At 59.0% G+C, this 20355-nt stretch carries 20 protein-coding genes; 6 read left to right on the plus strand and 14 right to left on the minus strand.

The window, feature by feature from the left end; genetic code table 11:
* Positions 1-180: 180 nt before the first annotated feature.
* From purD to ybaK, 8 genes are all read right to left on the minus strand, one after another.
* Positions 181-1485 (minus strand): phosphoribosylamine--glycine ligase, encoded by a 1305-nt coding sequence (purD, locus tag MTP41_RS03885; RefSeq protein ID WP_120120283.1) that lies wholly within the window; start codon positions 1483-1485, stop codon positions 181-183.
* Between the two features lie 241 nt (positions 1486-1726).
* Positions 1727-2908 carry a phosphoribosylaminoimidazolecarboxamide formyltransferase gene (locus tag MTP41_RS03890; protein WP_154255590.1) on the minus strand — a complete coding sequence of 394 codons (1182 nt, stop codon included), beginning with the start codon at positions 2906-2908 and terminating at the stop codon, positions 1727-1729.
* 29 nt (positions 2909-2937) lie between these two features.
* On the minus strand, positions 2938-3744 hold the full coding sequence (locus MTP41_RS03895; protein WP_097775216.1) for an IMP cyclohydrolase: 807 nt from the start codon (positions 3742-3744) through the stop codon (positions 2938-2940).
* A gap of 97 nt (positions 3745-3841) precedes the next feature.
* Positions 3842-4438, minus strand: coding sequence for a phosphoribosylglycinamide formyltransferase (gene purN, locus MTP41_RS03900; protein ID WP_005944461.1), 597 nt, complete (start codon positions 4436-4438; stop codon positions 3842-3844).
* A complete protein-coding gene (gene purM / locus MTP41_RS03905; protein WP_249236245.1) occupies positions 4432-5478 on the minus strand; it encodes a phosphoribosylformylglycinamidine cyclo-ligase in 1047 nt (348 codons plus the stop codon). Before purM ends, purN begins: the two co-directional genes overlap by 7 nt.
* A 4-nt stretch (positions 5479-5482) precedes the next feature.
* Complete coding sequence (gene purF / locus MTP41_RS03910) at positions 5483-6961, minus strand: amidophosphoribosyltransferase (RefSeq protein ID WP_249236246.1); 1479 nt, start codon at positions 6959-6961, stop codon at positions 5483-5485.
* Positions 6962-6971: 10 nt separating this feature from the next.
* Complete coding sequence (purE, locus tag MTP41_RS03915; RefSeq protein ID WP_097775213.1) at positions 6972-7472, minus strand: 5-(carboxyamino)imidazole ribonucleotide mutase; 501 nt, start codon at positions 7470-7472, stop codon at positions 6972-6974.
* Between the two features lie 446 nt (positions 7473-7918).
* Complete coding sequence (gene ybaK / locus MTP41_RS03920) at positions 7919-8401, minus strand: Cys-tRNA(Pro) deacylase (protein ID WP_005944468.1); 483 nt, start codon at positions 8399-8401, stop codon at positions 7919-7921.
* A gap of 201 nt (positions 8402-8602) precedes the next feature.
* Between ybaK and aroF the strand changes: the two genes are divergently transcribed.
* The 3 genes from aroF to MTP41_RS03935 all read left to right on the plus strand — a co-directional run bounded on the left by aroF (position 8603) and on the right by MTP41_RS03935 (position 11240).
* On the plus strand, positions 8603-9616 hold the full coding sequence (gene aroF / locus MTP41_RS03925; protein WP_097776488.1) for a 3-deoxy-7-phosphoheptulonate synthase: 1014 nt from the start codon (positions 8603-8605) through the stop codon (positions 9614-9616).
* 122 nt (positions 9617-9738) lie between these two features.
* On the plus strand, positions 9739-10161 hold the full coding sequence (locus MTP41_RS03930) for a DUF3783 domain-containing protein (RefSeq protein ID WP_249236247.1): 423 nt from the start codon (positions 9739-9741) through the stop codon (positions 10159-10161).
* Complete coding sequence (locus MTP41_RS03935; RefSeq protein WP_249236248.1) at positions 10158-11240, plus strand: FAD:protein FMN transferase; 1083 nt, start codon at positions 10158-10160, stop codon at positions 11238-11240. The genes MTP41_RS03930 and MTP41_RS03935 overlap by 4 nt, the downstream gene beginning before the upstream one ends.
* 54 nt (positions 11241-11294) lie before the next feature.
* Here MTP41_RS03935 and MTP41_RS03940 read toward each other — a convergent pair whose 3' ends face one another.
* From MTP41_RS03940 to fucO, 3 genes are all read right to left on the minus strand, one after another.
* Positions 11295-12257, minus strand: a complete 963-nt coding sequence (locus MTP41_RS03940; RefSeq protein ID WP_249236249.1) for a calcium/sodium antiporter — start codon at positions 12255-12257, stop codon at positions 11295-11297.
* A gap of 239 nt (positions 12258-12496) precedes the next feature.
* The gene (locus tag MTP41_RS03945) at positions 12497-13804 is read right to left on the minus strand and encodes a putative ABC transporter permease (RefSeq protein WP_249236250.1); all 1308 of its coding nucleotides are present in this window, start codon (positions 13802-13804) and stop codon (positions 12497-12499) included.
* Positions 13805-14040: 236 nt separating this feature from the next.
* Positions 14041-15189 carry a lactaldehyde reductase gene (gene fucO, locus MTP41_RS03950; protein WP_005944478.1) on the minus strand — a complete coding sequence of 383 codons (1149 nt, stop codon included), beginning with the start codon at positions 15187-15189 and terminating at the stop codon, positions 14041-14043.
* A 260-nt stretch (positions 15190-15449) separates the two neighbouring features.
* Between fucO and MTP41_RS03955 the strand changes: the two genes are divergently transcribed.
* From MTP41_RS03955 to MTP41_RS03965, 3 genes are read left to right on the plus strand one after another with little or no spacing between them, the layout of a single operon-like run.
* Entirely contained in the window at positions 15450-15827 is a 378-nt protein-coding gene (locus MTP41_RS03955) for a GntR family transcriptional regulator (protein WP_005944480.1), read from the plus strand.
* The gene (locus MTP41_RS03960; RefSeq protein ID WP_097775205.1) at positions 15820-16521 is read left to right on the plus strand and encodes an ABC transporter ATP-binding protein; all 702 of its coding nucleotides are present in this window, start codon (positions 15820-15822) and stop codon (positions 16519-16521) included. Before MTP41_RS03955 ends, MTP41_RS03960 begins: the two co-directional genes overlap by 8 nt.
* Positions 16515-17327, plus strand: coding sequence for an ABC-2 transporter permease (locus tag MTP41_RS03965; protein ID WP_249236251.1), 813 nt, complete (start codon positions 16515-16517; stop codon positions 17325-17327). Before MTP41_RS03960 ends, MTP41_RS03965 begins: the two co-directional genes overlap by 7 nt.
* 161 nt (positions 17328-17488) lie before the next feature.
* Here the strand turns inward: MTP41_RS03965 and MTP41_RS03970 are convergent, their stop codons facing one another.
* The 3 genes from MTP41_RS03970 to atpD all read right to left on the minus strand — a co-directional run bounded on the left by MTP41_RS03970 (position 17489) and on the right by atpD (position 20328).
* A complete protein-coding gene (locus MTP41_RS03970) occupies positions 17489-18337 on the minus strand; it encodes a sugar phosphate isomerase/epimerase family protein (RefSeq protein ID WP_005944483.1) in 849 nt (282 codons plus the stop codon).
* Between the two features lie 171 nt (positions 18338-18508).
* Positions 18509-18916 carry an ATP synthase F1 subunit epsilon gene (atpC, locus tag MTP41_RS03975; RefSeq protein ID WP_005944484.1) on the minus strand — a complete coding sequence of 136 codons (408 nt, stop codon included), beginning with the start codon at positions 18914-18916 and terminating at the stop codon, positions 18509-18511.
* Positions 18916-20328 carry a F0F1 ATP synthase subunit beta gene (gene atpD / locus MTP41_RS03980; protein WP_249236252.1) on the minus strand — a complete coding sequence of 471 codons (1413 nt, stop codon included), beginning with the start codon at positions 20326-20328 and terminating at the stop codon, positions 18916-18918. Before atpD ends, atpC begins: the two co-directional genes overlap by 1 nt.
* Positions 20329-20355 lie beyond the last annotated feature (27 nt).

Genomic DNA, 20355 nt, shown 5'->3' on the forward strand with positions numbered 1-20355 from the left:
GTAGGTTCCCCCTTATGATTCTAAAATTTATCTAGCGTCCTCGCCCTCTCCGTCAGCGCTCACGCGCTGCCACCTCCCCCAAAGTGGGAGGCCTTGGCAGTCCACGCAAAGTTCATGGTTTTGCCAAGGGCTCTCCCTTTGGGAGAGCTGGACGCGAAGCGGCCTGAGAGGGCGAGCCATTTATTCCTTCTCTGCCAGTGCCTTCAGGGCTCGCAGGCCGATATCGCTGCGCTTGTGCAGCTTCTCAAAGCTGATCTTCTCTGCCGCCTCATAGGCATGGCTCAGTGCATTGGTCAGCCGCGGGCCGGTGGCGGTGACACCCAGCACACGGCCGCCGGCCGTGACAAGGGTGCCATCCTCGGTGATGGCGGTGCCGGAGTGGTAGACCGTCACATTCTCCTCGCCGGGCAGCTGGCCGTCCACAAGACCTGTGATGGGCTTGCCCTTCTCGTAAGCCACCGGGTAGCCGCCGGAAGCCAGAATGACGCAGGCGGCAGCACCGTCCGAGAACTTGACCTCCTCGTTTTCCAGCGTGCCGCCCGTGCAGGCCTGCATGATGTGCAACAGGTCGCCTTCCAGCAGGGGCAGCACCACCTGCGTCTCCGGGTCACCAAAGCGGCAGTTGTACTCGATGACCTTCGGGCCGTCCGGGGTGAGCATCAGGCCGAAGTAGAGGCAGCCCTTGAAGGGGCAGCCCTCGGCGTTCATGGCCTTGATGGTGGGCAGGAAAATTTTCTCCATGCACTCAGCGGCCACTTCCGGGGTGTAGTAGGGGTTGGGAGCAATGGTGCCCATGCCGCCGGTGTTCAGGCCGGTGTCGTGGTCGTTGGCACGCTTGTGGTCCATGCTGGACACCATGGGCTTGACCACCTTGCCGTCCGTAAAGCTCAGCACACTGACCTCGGGGCCGGTGAGGAATTCCTCCACCACCACATGGTTACCGGATGCGCCGAATTTCTTATCCAGCATGATCTCCTTCACGCCGTCCGCAGCCTGCTGCTCGTTCTCGCAGATGAGCACGCCCTTGCCCAGTGCCAGACCGTCGGCCTTGATGACCACCGGGTACTTGCCCTCGGCCTTGATGTACTCCATGACCTTGGCGGGGTCGTCAAAGGTCTCGTACTTTGCGGTGGGGATGCCGTATTTCTTCATCAGGTCCTTGGAGAACACCTTGGAGGCCTCGATGCGGGCAGCGGCCTTATCCGGGCCAAAGGCTGGGATGCCCACTGCTGCCAGCGCATCCACCATGCCCAGAGCCAGCGGGTCGTCCTGCGCCACCACAACGTAATCGAACTTTTCTTCTACGGCAAAGCCCACCATGGTGTCCACATCGGTAGACTTGATGTTTTTGCACTTTGCGTCATAGCTGATGCCGCCGTTGCCGGGTGCGCACCAGATCTCGCCGCAGTCAGGGCTCTTTTTCAGTGCCTTGATGATGGCGTGCTCGCGGCCACCGCCGCCCACTACCAGAATTTTTTCAGCCATATCGTTTTCTCCTAAACTTTCGTTCTTTCCGTCAGCTGCCTTGCCCTCTCCGTCAGCGCTCACGCGCTGCCACCTCTCCCAAAGTGAGAGGCTTTGGCAATCCCTGCAAAGTTTATGGTTTTGCCAAGGGCTCTCCCTTTGATAGACTTTCCCCGTGCCGGGGAAAGATGTCACCGCAGGTGACAAAAAGGGGCGTAAGCTGTCGAGCAAATGCGAGACTGAGAGGGCTAGCCCGTTCCCCTTAGTGATGGAACAGCCGCAGGCCGCAGAAGGCCATTGCGATGCCGTACTTGTTGCAGGTGTCAATGACCTGCTGGTCGCGGATGGAGCCGCCGGGCTGCACGATGGCGGTCACGCCGGAGCGGCGGGCACGCTCGATGTTGTCGCCGAAGGGGAAGAAGGCATCCGAGCCAAGGCACACGCCGTTCACCTTGCTCAGATATTCCTTCTTTTCCTCAGCGGTCAGCGGGGCGGGCTGCTCGGTAAAGGTCTCGGCCCACACATCGTCGCCAATCACATCCTCGGGCGTATCGCCGATGTAAACATCAATGGCGTTGTCGCGGTTGGGCTTTGCCACATCGTCGCGGAAGGGCAGGTTGAGCACCTTATCCATGTGGCGCAGCTGCCAGTTGTCAGCCTTCTGGCCTGCCAGACGGGTGCAGTGGATGCGGCTCTGCTGGCCTGCGCCCACGCCGATGGTCTGGCCGTGGTAGGTGTAGCACACGCTGTTGGACTGAGTATACTTCAGGGTGATGAGTGCAATGACCAGATCACGCTTCTGCTCCTCGGTCACATCCTTGTTCTCGGTGACCCAGTTGTTCAGCATGGTGTCGGCGTTGATGACCAGCTCGTTGCGGCCCTGCTCAAAGGTGATGCCGTACACCTGCTTGTGCTCGATGGGAGCGGGCTTGTAGGCCGGGTCGATGGCGACCACGTTGTAGTTGCCCTTTTTCTTGCCGGACAGGATAGCCAGTGCCTCCGGCTCGTAGCCCGGGGCGATGATGCCGTCGGACACCTCGTGCTGGATCAGCTTTGCGGTGGGCACATCGCAGATGTCCGAAAGGGCGATCCAGTCGCCAAAGGAGGACATGCGGTCCGCACCGCGTGCACGGGCATAGGCATTTGCCAGCGGCGACAGCTCCATATCCGGGGCAATGTGGTACATCTTGCGTTCCACATCGGTCAGCGGCAGGCCCAGAGCCGCGCCCGCCGGGGAAACGTGCTTGAAGGAAGCTGCTGCGGGCAGACCGCAGGCAGCTTTCAGCTCCTTGACCAGCTGGATGGAGTTGAGCGCGTCCAGAAAATTGATGTAGCCGGGCTTGCCGTTCAGCACAGTGACCGGCAGGTCAGAGCCATCTTCCATATAAATGCGGCTGGGCTTCTGGTTGGGGTTGCAGCCGTACTTCAGTGCCAGTTCGTTCATTGGTGCATCCTCCTTATTTCTCTATTGTTTTAGTCCTGTTTTTCCTCTGCGTCAAGCTTTTTGAGCAGTTCCAGCTCTTCGGGCAGCAGCTCCGGCTCCTCGGGGTCGTCCAGATCGCTGCACACGGCATCGTACTTGTTAAAGATCATGTCGCCAGTCTCGCCGGAGTCCAGATCAATGACCCGGGCAAACAGGCTCACCTTGTTGTCCGGGTTCAGGCTGCTCCACAGACCCTGTGCAAAATCGCCGATGGTGCGGGGGCAGGCAAAGCGCAGCGGCTCACCCTCAAAGCTGGGGATGGGATTTCCGTTGTGCTTGTAGGTGCTGATGAAATGGCCCTCGCCTGCAACGGGCTGCGGGTAATCAAAGAAATAGCGCTGCACGCTGTCGCCATTGCCGTCCGCAGACTTGAGAATGCTCATCTGATAGCTGCCGTCGGCGTACACCACAGCGGAGATGCGGGGGGTGTAGTTGGGGCCGTCCGGCTCAAAGGTGCGGGTGCGCAGGGCATCGGCAAAGCTCTTGCCCTGACTCATCAGGTCATAAATGGTATCGGTCTGGTCGCCGTTGGTCACGATATGGGTCTTGCCCAGCGTCAGCACCGGATTGTAAATAATGAGGCTGGGGTCCTCCAGCTTCGCGGGGTCCGCTGCGATGGTGCAGATGCCGCCGCGCTCGGGCACAGGGTCAAACACGCGGTTGCGGCTGTTCTCGCTGCGGCCCATGATAAAGTAGCCAATGAACATCTGGCGGCCATCCGGAGCCATTGCCACAGCAATGCCGCGGCCGGGATACTCGTTGGATGCCAGATACTCGTTCAGGTTGATCTTTTCCATGTCAAATTCTCCTATTACGGAACTCCCCCAGTCGCCTGCGGCGACAGCTTCCTCCTTGAGGGAGGTGGCACGCCGTCAGGCGTGACGGAAGGAGTTTTCACTCAATTTCTCCGCTGCACACCATAGCCACGGCCTTGGGCAGCAGCTTCCACTCGGCCTGCTCCATCACGCGCTTCTGCAGCACCTCGGGGGTGTCGCCGGGCAGGATGTCCACGGCCTTCTGCAGCAGGATGGGCCCGCCGTCGCACTCTTCGTTCACGAAGTGGACGGTGGCACCGGTCACCTTGCAGCCCCGGGCCAGAGCCGCCTCATGCGGACGCAGACCGTACATGCCGGGCCCGCAGAAAGACGGGATGAGTGCCGGGTGCACATTCAGGATGCGGCGGGGATACGCTTCAATGACACTGGGCCCCAGCACGGACAGAAAGCCTGCCAGCACCACCAGATCGATGTTGTGGTCTTTCAACGTTTTCAGCAGAGCTGCGTCAAAATCCTCACTACTGGCGTAATCCTTGCGGCGCACCACGCAGCCTTCCACACCGGCCTTTGCGGCCCGTTCCAGCGCATAGACACCGGGCTTGGAGGCCACCACAAGGGTGATCCTGCCGTTGGGGTTCTCGCCTCGGGCTTCGCTGTCCAGCAGAGCCTGCAGGTTGGTGCCGCCGCCGGAGACTAAAACTGCAATGTTCAGCACAGCTCCACGCCCTCACCTTCTGCAATGACGCCCAGACGGTAAGCTTCCGGCTCACCGTTTGCGTGCAGGATGTCCAGCGCCTTGTCGGCCTGCTCTGCGGGGACGGTGAGCACCATGCCAACGCCCATGTTGAAGGTGTTGAACATATCGTGCTCGGAGATATTGCCGGTCTTCTGCATCAGCTGGAACAGAGCCGGGGTGCGGACATCTGCCTTGTTGATGCGTGCGCAGCAGCCCTTTTTCAGGCTGCGGGGAATGTTCTCGTAGAAGCCGCCGCCGGTGATGTGGGAAATGCCCTTCACATCCACCTCTTCCAGCACCTTGAGCACAGGCTTGACGTAGATCTTGGTGGGAGCCAGCAGGGCCTCGCCCAGCGTCTTGCCGCCCAGCTCTGCAGGGGCAGTGTGCAGCACATCGGGGTTGCCGTCGATATCAAAAATTTTGCGCACCAGCGAGAAGCCGTTGGAGTGCACACCGGTGGAAGGCAGGGCAAGGATCACATCACCGGCTGCCATGGTCTCATTGCTCAGGATCTTTTCCTTATCCACGACACCCACGGTGAAACCGGCCAGATCGTACTCCTCCTCCGGCATCATGCCCGGGTGCTCGGCAGTCTCGCCGCCCACCAGAGAGCAGTCGGCCTGCACGCAGCCCTCAGCCACGCCCTTGACGATCTCTGCGATCTTCTCGGGAATGTTGCGGCCGCAGGCGATGTAATCCAGGAACACCAGCGGCTTTGCACCGGCGCAGATGACATCGTTCACGCACATAGCCACGCAGTCGATGCCGATGGTATCGTGCTTGTCCATGATCATGGCAATTTTCAGCTTGGTGCCCACGCCGTCGGTGCCGGAGATCAGCACCGGGTGCTTGTAGCCGGTGCAGTCCAGCTCAAACAAGCCACCAAAGCCGCCCAGACCGCCAATGCAGTGCTCGTTCATGGTGCGGGCCACATACTGCTTCATCAGTTCAACAGAGCGATAACCGGCGGTGATATCCACACCGGCGGCTGCATAGCTTTCAGAATAGCTTTTTTCCATGGTCTTACTCTCCTAACTTTTTCTCGTCCTTGGGACGGTCGTTCAGGTGGCGTTCGTGAATATCGGTGGAAAGCACCTCGTCCGGCTTCACGGCATATTCGCCGGTAAAGCAGGCGGTGCAGAATCCGCATTTTGCGTTCTTTGCAAGCTGGACAACATGCTCAGTGGAAAGGTAGCCCAGCGTATCGGCCCCGATCACTTCATTGATCTGCTCGACCGTGCGGCCGGTGGCCACCAGCAGCTTCTGATCCGGGATGTCAGTGCCGAAGTAGCAGGGGTACTTGAACGGCGGTGCCGACACCATAAAGTGCACCTCGGTGGCACCGGCATCCCGCAGCAGCTTGATGATGCGGGCAGATGTGGTGCCGCGCACGATGGAATCATCCACCAGCACCACGCGCTTGCCCTTGACCGTGCTGGACACCACGTTCAGCTTGATGCGCACGCTGTTCTCGCGCTGCTTCTGGCTGCCCTGAATGAAGGTGCGGCCGATGTACTTATTCTTAATAAAGCCGATGCCATAGGGGATGCCACTCTCCTGCGAGTAGCCGAGAGCTGCATCCAGACCGGAATCCGGCACGCCGATGACCACGTCCGCTTCCACGGGGTGTTCCTGTGCAAGGAACCGGCCGGCCTGCTTGCGGGCCTCGTGCACCGAGCTGCCCTCGATGATGCTGTCCGGGCGGGAGAAATAGATGAACTCGAACACGCACATCTGGGTGTCCGGCCGACCGCAGTGATCCTTGATGCTGCGCAGCTCACCGGTTTTTGCGTCTGTCACCACGATCTCGCCGGGCTCCACGTCCCGCAGCAGGGTGGCACCGGCAGCGTCCAGTGCACAGCTCTCGCTGGCAAACACATAGCCGCCGCCGGGCAGCGTGCCGATGCACAGGGGCCGATAGCCGCGGGGGTCGCGCACGGCGATCAGCTTGGTGGCCGACATGATCACCAGACTGTAGGCACCCTCCAGCACATCCATCGTCTTGCTGATGGCGGTCTCGATGCTGCCCATGCGCAGGCGGTTGCGGGTGATCAGGTAGCAGATCACCTCGGTATCGGAGGAGCCGTGGAAGATGGCACCTTCATTTTCCAGCTGGCGGCGCAGCTCGATGGCGTTGGTCAGGTTGCCGTTGTGGCACAGTGCCATGGTGCCGCGGCCATGGCGCACGATCATGGGCTGTGCGTTGGCCCGCACGCGGCTGCCAGCAGTGGCATAGCGCACATGGCCGGTCGCCATATGAGCGGTGGGCTTGGAAATGCTTGCCAGCACCGCCGGGGTGAACACCTCGTTCACAAGGCCGAGGTCGCGGTGGCCGTTGATCACGCCATCATCGTTCACGGCGATGCCGCAGCTCTCCTGACCACGGTGCTGCAGGGCATACAGAGCCGAGTAGGCCGCAGCGGCCACATCCTCGGTACCGGCACGGTCGTAAATACCGAAAACGCCGCATTCTTCGTGCAGCGGATATGCAAAATCAGACATTGGTTCTCCTTTACAGCTGGGCGATCTCAGCCTGCAGCTTTTCCTCTTTGGCAGCGATCTGTGCGGCCATGGCGGTGCGCTCTGCTGCCAGCTTTTCGGCCAGAGCGTCGTCGCTCAAAGCCAGAATTTCCGCAGCCAGCCATGCGGCGTTCTTGGCACCGTTCAGAGCCACCGTTGCCACCGGGATGCCGCTGGGCATCTGCACCGTGGCAAGCAGGGCATCCATGCCGTCCATGGCACCGCCCTTCATGGGAATGCCGATCACCGGCAGGGTGGTGTTGGCAGCAAAGGCACCCGCCAGATGTGCTGCCATGCCTGCTGCGCACAGGATCACGCCGAAGCCGTTGGCACGGGCGCTTTTGGCAAACTCCGCTGCCCCGGCAGGGGTGCGGTGTGCCGAAAGGATGTGCGCCTCAAAAGGGATGTCCAGCGCTTTCAGCTGGGCACATGCGCCCTTTACCACCGGCCAATCGCTGTCAGAACCCATGATCACAGCCACTTTACGAACCATATCCAAACCTCTCTTTCTCAACCGACAAACAAAAAAGGCTGCGGTACACCCGTACCACGGCCTTTAATTCTGCGTATGCTCTCCCGACGCTTTGCACAAAGTTGCACGATGCCCCTGACATGCCCGAATGTTGTTTCGACCCATGAGACCCGGCAGCATCTTCATCATTGAAGTTCTCCTCCGCAGTTCCTTGTGCTTGCGTTTTCAGGCGGCGGAAAAGCCCTTTCTGCGGGCCGCCGTCCCTGTACTACATACAGTTTACGGCAAAAAAACATCTTTGAAAAGAGTGTTCCCACAAATTCTACCTTGTGTTTTCATGCCGTCAAAAAACTTTCAAAAGTTTTGTGCAGTTTCGACATTGTTTTTCTTTTTAAGTATGACTTATAGTTTAAGTATATTTTATGTAAATAGGATGCGTTAACTTTTTGTACAATAGACGGACTTTTTTAAAAAATAATTTTTGCTGTAATTGCCCGTGCAGCACGGATGAGGTCCGCTGGGGCACAGCACACCTGCGTGCCGATGCGCCCGCCGGAAACATAGACCTTCTCCTGCGTCAGCACGCTCTCATCGAACACAGTCTTATACTGCTTTTTCATGCCTACCGGGCTGCAGCCACCGCGCACATAGCCGGTGACCTTGTTGATATCGGCCACATGGATCATGGCAACGCTTTTTTCGCCCACACTGCGGGCAGCGGCTTTCAGATCCAGCTCTGCTGCCACCGGAATGACGAACACAAAATAGTTTTTGCTATTGCCCTGCGTCACCAGCGTCTTATACACGCAGGCAGGGTCTTCGCCCATGCTGCCTGCCACATCCACACCTGCCACGGCAACGCCCTCTTCATGAGCGTACTCGTGGGCGGTGTAGGGCACCTTCTCGCGCTCCAGAATGCGCATGGCATTGGTTTTTGCTTCTTTTCCCATCTCTGATATCCCCTTTGCTCTATGTTTTTTCTATTCTACCACTTTCTTCAAAAAAATTCAAAATTCTCTTGACTTCAGTTTCCTGAAGTGATATCATAGCGTCACACACTTCAGAACCCTGAAGTTTGACACTGCAAGCTGCGGCAAAGGAGCCGGTCTCCCTCGCCGTTTCACACGATAAGGCAAAGGAGACAAAACACTATGATCATCGTACTCAAACAGGACGCACCTGAGGTACAGGTACGCGAGTTCTGCCACGAACTGCAGGATATGGGCCTGCAGATCAACGATTCCAAGGGCAGTGAGAGCCACATTCTGGGCCTGATCGGCGACACCAAGGCCGTGGCCGAGAGCTGGGTGCTGGCAAACCCGGTGGTGGAGACCTGCCGCCGCGTGACCGAGCCTTATAAGAAGGCCAACCGCAAGTTCCACCCGGACGACAGCGTGATCGATGTGGACGGCGTAAAGATCGGCGGCGGCAGCTTTGCCGTGATCGCCGGCCCCTGCAGCATTGAGAGCGAGGAGCAGATCACCTACTGCGCACAGCGCGTGAAGGCTGCGGGTGCTTCCCTGCTGCGCGGCGGCGCATTCAAGCCCCGCACCTCGCCCTACTCCTTTCAGGGTATGCGCAGCGAGGGCCTCGACCTGCTCAAGCTGGCACGCCGCGCCACCGGTGCTCCCATCGTGACCGAGATCATGAACACCGAGCACCTGCCCCTGTTCGAGAATGTAGACCTCATTCAGGTGGGTGCCCGCAACATGCAGAACTTTGAGCTGCTCAAGGCCGTTGGCCGTCAGAACAAGCCGGTGCTGCTCAAGCGCGGCCTTGCCAATACGCTGGAAGAGTTCGTGATGAGCGCCGAGTACATCATGGCTGAGGGCAACGAGAACGTCATCCTCTGCGAGCGCGGCATCCGCACCTTTGAGACCAGCATGCGCAACACCCTCGACCTTGCCGGTGTGGTGATGCTGCACAAGATGACCCACCTTCCCGTTATTGTGGACCCCAGCCATGCCTGCGGCCACGCATGGATGGTGCCGGAGCTGGCAAAGGCCGCTGTTGCTGCCGGTGCCGACGGCCTGATGATCGAGGTGCACAACAACCCCGCCAAGGCAAAGTGCGATGGTGCCCAGAGCCTGACCCCCGACCAGTTCGACGAGCTGATGCAGTTCATCGGCAAAGAGGTGGAGTTCTTTGGCAAGAAGCTGAACTAAGGCATTTTACATACTCCTTCAGTCTGCTGCGCGATGACTGGGGGAGTTTTTGTTTTCTTTTGCTCTTATTTATGGTATACTATAGTGTATTTTGAATCTGTCCTTTAAAAAGAGGTATCATTATGAAAGCACATATCGCACGCAACCAGAACGCCGGTGTCCCGCTGGTTCTGGGCTGGAATCTTTCCTCCGCCGACCGCGGCAAGCTGGAAGGCATGGCTCCTGCTTTTGGCATGAAGCTGCTGCTCGTCTCCCCTGCCGATGCGGGCAAGACCGTGGCCCAGCTGCTGGGCGAGGTGGAGACCAAGGCCGCACGCACGCTGGTGCTGGAACCGGGTGCCTACCCGCCGGCAGTGGTTCTGGCCAACTTCAAGGAGAAGGATGTGGACACCCTGCTGGATCTGATGAAGCAGGCACAGGTGACCGTGCCGCTCAAGGCCGTTGTGACTTCCTCCAACCGCAATTGGGTGTTCGGCGATCTGCTGGCCCACCTGCAGGAGGAGCACGCCGCCTTTACCGCCGCAAAGGAGAACCACACCGTATGAAGACCCGCGCAAAACGTTTCGTCAGCGCCCTGCTGGCCGGGGTGCTCTGCCTGAGCCTGCTGGCAGGCTGTGCCTCCAAAAAGAAAGAGCTTACCCGCTATTCCACCGTTTTTTATGATGTGTTCGATACCGTAACGCAGGTGATCGCCTACTGCGAGAGCGAGGAAGAATTCAATACCCAGATGGATGCCCTGCACGCAGACCTTATTACCTATAACCAGCTGTATGATATCTACAACGATTACCCCGGCGTGACCAACGTCAAGACCATCAACGACAATGCCGGCAGCGCTCCGGTGGAGGTGGACGACCGCATCCTCTCCATGCTGGAGCTGGCCGACCAGATGTACCAGACCACCAACGGCAAGCTGAACATTGCCATGGGCAGCGTGCTGAATATCTGGCACAATTACCGCGAAGCTGCCGAAGCCGCCGAGACGGATGCCGACAACAAGCTGCCCACCATGGAAGAGCTGGAAGCAGCCGCCCAGCACTGTGATATCAACAACGTGGTCATCGACGCGGATGCCAAGACCGTTTATCTGGCCGACCCGGAAATGTCGCTGGATGTGGGCAGCGTGGGCAAGGGCTACGCCGTGGAAATGGTGTGTCAGGCTGCCGAGGCCCGCGGCCTGACCAGCGCTCTGGTGAGCGTGGGCGGCAACCTGCGCGCCATTGGTGTAAAACCGGACGGCAGCCAGTGGACCGGCGGCGTGGAAAACCCGTGGAGCTCTTCGGATGTATACACCTCGGATTCCATGCTGGACGGTGCCATCAACATGAGCGATATGGCCCTTGTGACCAGCGGCGACTACCAGCGCTACTACGTGGTGGACGGCAAGCGCTACCATCACCTGATCGACCCGGACACCCTGTTCCCCGCCGCCTACTTTAACGGCGTGACCGTGCTGTGCAGCGACTCCGGCCTTGCCGACTGCCTGACCACCGGTCTGTTCTGCCAGCCGCTGGAGGACGGGATGAAGATCGTGGAAAGTCTGGACGGCGTGGAAGCCATGTGGTGCACACCGGATCAGCAGGTCATCACCTCTTCCGGCTGGGATTCCCATTTGAAAAAGTAACCCTTAAAACGGCAAAAGGCCGACGCAGCACTGCGTCGGCCTTTTGCCGTTTTATCAGATGGTGAACTGCACCACACAGAATGCTGCGTAGATGCACAGCAGTGCAATGCCCTGCGGGCGGCTCAGCTTGCCCTTGAAGAGGGCGGGCAGGGTGAGCAGCAGCATCACGGCGAACATGACCGGGAACTCCAGCACCAGCGATGCATTGTGGCCGAAGAGCAGGGAGTTCTGCGGGATGGTGAAGGGTGCTACCGTGGCAGAAACGCCGCTCACCAGCACCAAATTGAACACGTTTGCACCAATGACATTGCCCAGCGAAAGTGCACCGTGGCCCTTTGCCAGCGAGGTGATGGCCGTGACCAGCTCCGGCAGCGAGGTGCCCAGTGCCACGAAGGTGAGCGCGATCACCGACTCCGGCACGCCCAGTGCCTGTGCGATCAGGGTGCCGTTATCCACCAGAAGGTTGGCACCCACGGCAATGAGCACCGCGCCCACGGCCAGCAGACCCAGCTCCTTGGCAAAGGATGCATTTTCTTCCGGTTCTTCCTCTTCTTCCGGGGCGGGGGCGTTCTTCATAGCCATCACGTTGCAGATGATATACGCTGCGAACATGGCCAGAAGGATCAGGCCCACCGGGCGGGAGAAGTAGCCGGTGGTGTAGGCCACACCGGCATAGAAGGCCGCTGCCACAAAGAAAAAAAGCACCGGCGTGCGCAGGCTCTTGGGGTCTACCTTGCCCGGCTTCACCGCAATGGTGATGGCCGCAATGAGGGATGCATTGCAGATGATCGAACCGATGGCGTTGCCATAGGCGATCTCGCCGTGGCCGGTAAAGGCCGAGGTGGTGGAGACCATCACCTCCGGCAGGGTGGTGCCGATGGACACCACGGTGGCACCGATGAGCAGCTCCGGCACATGGAAGCGGCGGGCAATGCCCGTGGCACCATCCACGAACCAGTCACCGCCCTTGATGAGGCACAGCAGGCCCACGATGAACAGCAAAACAGGAATGAGCATAGTTTTCTCCTTTTGTTTTTGGCAGAGCAGCAATAAAAAAGAGGCCTTTATTACATCCTGCCCAAAAACGGGAAAGTGTAATAAAAGTCTCAAGCTTCCGGTGACACAGCGGGCATTTCTGCCGGGATGTCGCTGCGCCACAGCGCACCGTTTTTGCAAAACGAGCGCCCTTTACTCCCTTTTATCCGAAAAATATTATACCGGTTTTTGCACCAAAGTGCAAGAGGAGCGTTGAAATTTCATCCGGCCTTGGCTACTTTCTTCGCGTTGGGATAGATACGCTCCATGCGGGCATCGTCAAAATGCGCATCCAGCAGCATATCGATGCTGCTTTTGGGCGCTTCACCGCTGGTGCGGGCATCGTAGCGGGCCAGCGCCAGCGCACTGGTGAGCATGTTCACCGCCATGAATACGGCCAGCACCGCAGTTACCCACGGGCGGATATGGCTGCGCACCTTTGCCATGCCCTTTTCCACCAGCGGATAGCCATAGCGCATCCACGCCACCGCTGCAATGCCCCAGAAAAAGCAGTACAGCAGGTTGATGCGCCCGCCCAGATTGAACTTGAACTTGCTGTAGTCCCAGAACACGGTGCCGAACAGCAGCTCGGTGACGGCGCTGCACACGTATTCGTACACACCGCCCATGACGGTGCCGAAGGCGAACAGATAGCGGTCGCTCCGGTCCTTTTCCTGACGCAGCAGCACCGTTGCCAGCACCAGCGCCAGACCCCACACCACGCTGAACGGCCCCCAGACCAGACTGGAGCGGCTCATCCAGACCCCGGCGGTCACGCGGCAGAACACCGTTTCCACCATGTCGCCCAGAAACGCGCCGATCACGAACAGCCACAGCAGGTCGGACACGCTGAGGAAGTTCTTTTCCCCCTTCCGGAGCGCAGTCTGCTCCTGCCGGGCCGCAGCCGGGTAAGCATACTGGATGCGTTTTTCAATGTAAAGCGCGATCCTGCGGCGCAGCGTGTCCGACCGCTCCCCCAGTCTCTGGTTGAGCTGCTCCAGCACCGGGTGCCGGGCCGCATACTGCTGCACCAGCACCGCCGAACCGATCTGGTCCAGCACCGCCACCGTCAGCGAGACCCATACTGCCGGGCGCAGCAGCCAGACAGGGATCTGCGCGCACAGCCGCAGCAACACATTATTGCCCCACAGCACACTTGCCGTGCCCAGCGCACCCCACAGCAGCGAATACTGCAGGCACACATAGCCGTTCAGATTGAATTTTTTTCCGGAATAGTCCCACCACTTGCGGCGGTGCAGGCGTTCCAGCAGCTTGGCGGTGATCCATTCCATCACCGTTGCCGCCATCATACAGGCAAAGAACAGGTAGACCGGCTCGGTGCGCAGGTCGCCGAAACTCACGGCCAGCAGCACGCCGGTAGTACCGTAGATAAAGCAGAACGGGCCTGCCGCCGCACCGCGGTTGGCAAACCTTCCGCCCCGGATGGTCGCGACTACCGTCTCAGCCACCCAGCCCAAAAAGGAATATACTAGATAAATAACACCCAGAGTATAGAAGTTCAGCGTCATAAGGTTCCTTTCGCTTCCAGTTTTTTCTTACTGCATTGATTGTACCCGTTTTGGGCGCTGTGTACAAGAGCCGTGCAGAAATTTTGTCACTCTGCGACGCGGCAGGCTCTCCGGGCATCTCTGAAAAGACGAAGATCCAGCCTGTTGCTTTGTTTTCAGATACATCTTAGAAAAAGGCCCTGCCATCCCGAAGGACAGCAGGGCTCAAAATTACAGCTTGAATTTACAGAGCGGAATCACAGCTGGCTCTTATACAGCTCCACGATCTCTTCCACGCTGGTGTCGCGGGGATTGCCGGGACGGCAGGCGTCTGCAAATGCGGACTCGGCGAGGAACTGGATATCCTCTTCCTTCAGGATGCCGTGCAGATTTGTGGGGATGCCCACGTCTGCGCTCAGCTGCTTGACGGCGGCGATGGTGGCATCAGCGGCTTCCACATCGTTCATCTCATCGATGCCCACAACGCCCATGGCCTTGCCCACGGCGCGGTAGCGCTCACCGGCGACGCTCTTGTTGTACTCCAGACCCACCGGCAGCAGGATGGCGCAGGCCACACCGTGCGGGGTGTCATACAGAGCGGACAGGCCGTGTGCCATGGAGTGGACGATGCCCAGACCCACATTGGAGAAGCCCATGCCGGCGATGTACTGGCCCAGAGCCATGCCCTCGCGGCCTTCCGGGGTGTTCTGCACTGCGCCGCGCAGGCTCTGGCTGATGAGCTTGATGGCTTCCAGATGGAACATATCGGAAATGACGCAGTGGCCCTTGGTGATGTAGCCCTCGATGGCGTGGGTCAGAGCGTCCATGCCGGTGGCAGCGGTCAGGCCCTTGGGCATGGAGGACATCATATCGGGATCGACCACGGCGATCTCGGGGATATCGTTGGTATCCACGCAGACGAACTTGCGCTTCTTCTCCACATCGGTGATGACGTAGTTGATGGTGACCTCGGCAGCAGTGCCGGCGGTGGTGGGAACAGCGATGGTGAACACAGCGTGCTTCTTGGTGGGAGCAACGCCTTCCAGAGAGCGGACATCCGCAAACTCGGGGTTATTGATGATGATGCCGATGGCCTTTGCGGTATCCATGGAGGAGCCGCCGCCGATGGTCACGATGCAGTCAGCCTCGGCAGCCTTGAAAGCGGCCACGCCGTCCTGCACGTTGGCGATGGTGGGGTTGGGCTTGATCTCACTGTAAACAGCGTAGGCAAAGTTTGCAGCATCCAGCAGGTCGGTAACCTTCTTGGTGACACCGAACTTGATCAGGTCGGGGTCGGAGCAGACGAATGCCTTCTTGTAGCCGCGAGCGGTCAGTTCGGGAACGATGTTCTCAATGGCACCGTGGCCATGGTAGGAGATGGTATTCAGAACGATGCGGTCAGCCATAGTTATTTTTCCTCCAAATCTCTTTTCCGCCGCTTTCCGGGCGGAGCTCTCTGTTTTTCAGCATAGCACATTGTCAAAAGCTTTGCAATGTGAAATTGTTTGAATTTATTGTAATTTTTTATCAATGTGCAGTGTTTTATGGGCACTTTTTCCGATTTCCCACAATTTTATGATGTTTTTTCTTTTTCCCCTTGACAAACAGAGCAAATCGTGTATTATTGTATCAAGTGCTTAATACAGCAAGACAAGGAGATGATACCATGGGCGAACAGTTTGATGCCAGCCGCCCGATCTATGCACAGCTTGTGGAACGGCTGAAGGCCCGGATCCTGGCTGGCACCTACCCGCCGGGCGGGCATCTGGATTCGGTGCGGGATCTGGCCGCAGCCGCCGGGGTGAACCCAAACACGATGCAGCGGGCCCTTGCCCAGCTGGAGACGGAAGGGCTGGTGCGCACCGAACGCACCGCAGGCCGCTATGTTACGGAGGATACTGCATTGATCGAACAGCTTCGCGCCGACACCGCCCGGACGCTGGCGTCGGATTTTCTGGAAAAGATGCGCGGCATCGGCTACAGTCCCGCACAGGCGGCCGCGCTTTTGGAACACTGGGACGCAAAGGAGGACCGCAATGAATGAACTTTTGAGCTGTGAAGCACTGACCAAGTGCTACCAGAAGGATAAGACCGCACTGGAAAATGTAGACCTGCACATCGGCTTTGGCCGCATCGTGGGTCTGCTTGGCCCCAACGGCAGCGGCAAGACCACCCTCATCAAGCTGGCGAACGGTCTGCTGCAGCCCAGTGCAGGCAGCATCCGGATCGCCGGCATGACCCCCGGGCCGGACACCAAAGCCATCGTGTCCTATCTGCCGGACGCCGACTGGCTGCCGGACTGGATGCGTGTGGAGCAGCTGGTAGAAATGTTTCGCGAATTTTATGCCGATTTTGACCCCGCCAAGGCGAACGAAATGCTGGCCCGGCTGGAACTGGAACCGAAGGCGCGGCTCAAGACCCTCTCCAAGGGCAGCAAGGAAAAGGTGCAGCTGATCCTAGCCATGAGCCGCGCCGCAAAGCTCTACCTGCTGGATGAGCCCATTGGCGGCGTGGACCCTGCCGCCCGGGACTACATCCTGAGCACCATCCTGAACAACTACAGCCGGGATGCGACCGTCATTCTATCCACCCACCTCATCGGCGATATCGAGCCCATTCTGGACGAAGCCGTCTTTTTGAAGGATGGCCGGGTGTTCGCCCACCGCAATGCCGAAGAGCTGCGCGAGACCGAGGGCATGAGCGTGGATGCATATTTCCGGGAGGTATTCAAATGCTGAAACAGCTGTTAAAATATGAATTCAAGGCCACCGGCCGCACCTACGGCGGGCTGTATCTGGCCCTTGTTGCGCTGGCAGTGCTGAGCGGCTTTTCCCTGCGCAGCTCTTCCAAGGACAACTTTGCATCTCTGCTGCTGTTCGCCTACATGGTCGTAGCCGTTGCAGTGGCAGTGGTGTCCGTGATGACCATTGTGACCCGCTTCACCCGCAATCTGCTGGGCCGCGAAGGCTACCTGATGCACACCCTGCCGGTGACGGAAAGCCAGCTCATCCTTTCCAAGCTGATCTCCAGCGTGGTTTGGATGCTTTGCAGCAGCATCGTGGGCATTTTCTCCTTTGCGGTGATGCTGCTGGCTCTGTCTCTGAACAGCGCAGCCCTGCAGCAGCTGCCGGAGCTGTGGCAGAAAGTGGTAGAGATCTTCCGAGAGATCTTCCGCATGACCGGCAGCTCCGGGTGGCTCTGGCTGGCCTTTGAAACGCTGAACGGGCTGGTGGCACTGGTGTCCAGCATCCTGTGCATCTATGCCGCATGCATGATCGGCCACCAGTTCAAAAAGCACATGGTCCCGGCCGGTATTCTGGCATTTTTCCTGCTGTCCTTCCTGCAGAACTGGCTGAGCTCCGGTGTCAGCAGTGCCGACATGCTGCAGGCTGTTTCCGATCCCACCCTTGGCGGCGTGGACATCTCCATCGCTGCGCCCAGTGCGTTCACCACCCTGTTCGGGCTGGCGGTCAGTATCGCCTTTGCCGCAGGATACTTTCTGCTGACCCGCTGGCTGATGGAGCATAAGCTGGAGCTGGAATGATCTTAATGTCCTCCGCTTTCGTTCTGGGCATTTTCAGCGGAACTATTTCTTAATTGCAATTTGTAAAAGGCCGAACCATAAACTTCATCTGATACAAAAAACATCTGCAAGCTGCCCCATTCCGGGCAAAGCTTGCAGATGTTTTTCTTGTTATAGAGTGTTCAGCACTCGTCGTACTGCTTTTTCAGGTAGTTCAGGCATTCCACCGCGTTTTCCGGGGTGGTATTCTCCAGCGTTGCAAAGATATAGGGCTTTTCCTGCTTTGCAAAGCGCAGGATGGTGCGGTAGTCCTCCATGCCGCCCTGCCCTGCACCCGTAGCAGCCAGCTGGCCGCCCGCATCCTTGCGCAGGAAATCCTTGAAGTGGATCATGGCGATATCCTTACCCAGAAGCTCGATGGCCTCGGCGAACACTTCCTCGCGGCGGTCCACATTTTCCATGTTCAGCAGGTTGACGGGGTCGAACAGGATCTGCAGGTTCGGGCTGCCGATCTCGTCCAGCACGGTGCGGGCGCGTCTGGCATCGTACACGATGTGCTTGACCACCGGCTCAATGGCAATGGTCACGCCGTACTGCTCGGCGCAGCGCACCACCGGCTTGAAGTTCCGGATAAAAGTAGCAAGGGCTTCGTCGCTGCGGCACTCCGGACAGAATTTGTACTCCGCGTTGGGCGCACCGGTCTCGGTGCCCACCATGCCGCAGCCCAGCAGGCTTGCAAAGCGGATATGGGCATAGTATTTTTCCTGAATGGCGTGCAGGGCATCCGCATCCGGGTGGGCAAGGTTCAGGTAGTTGCCCAGCACGGCAATGTCGATGCCGTTTTTCTCAAACAGATGCCGCAGATACAGCGCATAGCCGGGGGTCAGGGCGCTGGGGGTGCAGGGCAGCTCCCTGAAGGATTTACTCAGAGCCACATGGGCGCAGGTAAAGCCTTTCTGGCGCACCAGCGGCAGCACCTGTTCAACGGGCAGCTTTTCCGCGTCATGCAGACGCAGGCCGAATTGGATCATGGAAAACCTCCTCCTTTCCCGCACAACACGCGGGGTTGCATTGACCTTATTATACACGAAAGCTGCGTTCCATGGAACCGCCTGAAACAAAAAAGAGCATCACTTTGCACCCTCAATGGATACAAATGATGCTCTTTTTTCAGATCTGGTCCTGGCAGATGCGGCTCTTTCTCAGCGCCGGTACTTTGCAGCGGCCTGCAGGCGCTGCATCGCACGGTCGAGCGCGATCTTGCTCTGATAATATTCATGCATGCTCTGCTGATGCTGCAAACGCTCCTCGGCACGGATGCGGGCAGCCTCGGCACGGTTCTTGTCGATATCCTCCGGGCGCTCGGCGCTGTCCACCAGCACCATCACATAGGCAGGTGTCACCTCGGCAATGCCGTCGCCTACCAGGATGTCCCGGCTTTCACCGTTCACCTCAAAGTGCAGGATGCCCATGTGGATGGCCACCAGTACCGGGCTGTGTCCAGCCTGTATGCCGTACACGCCATCGCTGATGGGCAGCACAAGGTCTTCGCAATCGCCCTGATAGTACTCACCGCTGGACGCAGTGATGTTCAGCATGAACTTGTTCATCAGACGGCACCGCCCTTTTCCTCAGCCAGCTTTTCCGCCGCCTTCTGGCGGGCATCTTCCAGCGTACCGACGTTGAAGAACGCCCACTCCGGCAGGTCGTCGGCTTCGCCGTCCACAATGGCGGCAAAGCCGCGCACGGTATCCTGCAGGGGCACATACTTACCCTTCAGGCCGGTAAAGTTCTCGGCCACAGCAAAGGGCTGGGAGAGGAACTTCTGCAGCTTGCGGGCGCGGGCGACGGTGAGCTTGTCGTTCTCGTCCAGCTCGTCCATGCCCAGAATGGCGATGATGTCCTGCAGTTCCTGATAGCGCTGCAGAATGGACTGCACCTTGCGGGCCACGCGATAGTGCTCCTCGCCCACGATATCCGCTTCCAGAATGCGGGAGGTGGATGCCAGCGGGTCCACGGCCGGGTAAATGCCCTGCTCCACGATCTTACGGGACAGCACGGTAGTGGCATCCAGATGTGCAAAGGTGGTGGCGGGGGCCGGGTCGGTCAGGTCGTCGGCGGGGACGTAGACGGCCTGCACGGAGGTGATGGAGCCTTCCTTGGTGGAGGTGATGCGCTCCTGCAGAGCGCCCAGCTCGTTGGCCAGAGTGGGCTGATAGCCCACAGCAGAGGGCATACGACCCATCAGGGCGGACACCTCGGAGCCTGCCTGCACGAAACGGAAGATGTTATCGATGAACAGCAGCACGTCCTTGTGGGTCTCCTCACGGAAGTACTCTGCCATGGTCAGGCCGGTCTCGGCAACACGCATACGTGCTCCTGGGGGCTCGTTCATCTGACCAAAGACCAGTGCGGTCTTATTCAGAACACCGGACTCGTTCATCTCGCCCCAAAGGTCGCAGCCCTCGCGGGAGCGCTCGCCCACGCCGGTGAAGATGGAGTAGCCGCCGTGCTCGGTGGCCACGTTATGGATCAGTTCCTGGATCAGCACGGTCTTGCCGACGCCTGCACCGCCGAACAGACCGATCTTGCCGCCCTTTGCATAGGGGGCCAGCAGGTCGATGACCTTGATGCCGGTCTCCAGGATCTCGGTCGCGGGCTTCTGCTCCGCAAAGCCGGGGGCCTTGCGGTGGATGGGCCAATGCGGCACATCATCCACAGAGCCCTTGCCGTCGATGGGTCTGCCCAGCGGGTCGAACATGCGGCCCAGCGTGGCTTCGCCCACCGGTGCGGTCAGGCCGTGGCCGGTAGCGGTCACGGTCATGCCCTTGCCCAGACCCTCGCTGGCGGAAAGCATGATGCAGCGCACAGTGGTCTCGTTGACATGCTGTGTCACTTCCATCGTGCGCTCGGTGCCCTCGGCGGTCACGGTAAGCGCTTCCTGCAGGGCAGGCAGCTTGCCTGCGGTGAACTGCACGTCCACCACAGGGCCGGCTACGCGAATAATAGTTCCCTGTATCATACGATTGCCTCTATACTAATTTGTAAA

It is taken from the genome of Faecalibacterium sp. I4-3-84 (assembly GCF_023347255.1).
GTDB lineage: Bacteria > Bacillota > Clostridia > Oscillospirales > Ruminococcaceae > Faecalibacterium > Faecalibacterium taiwanense.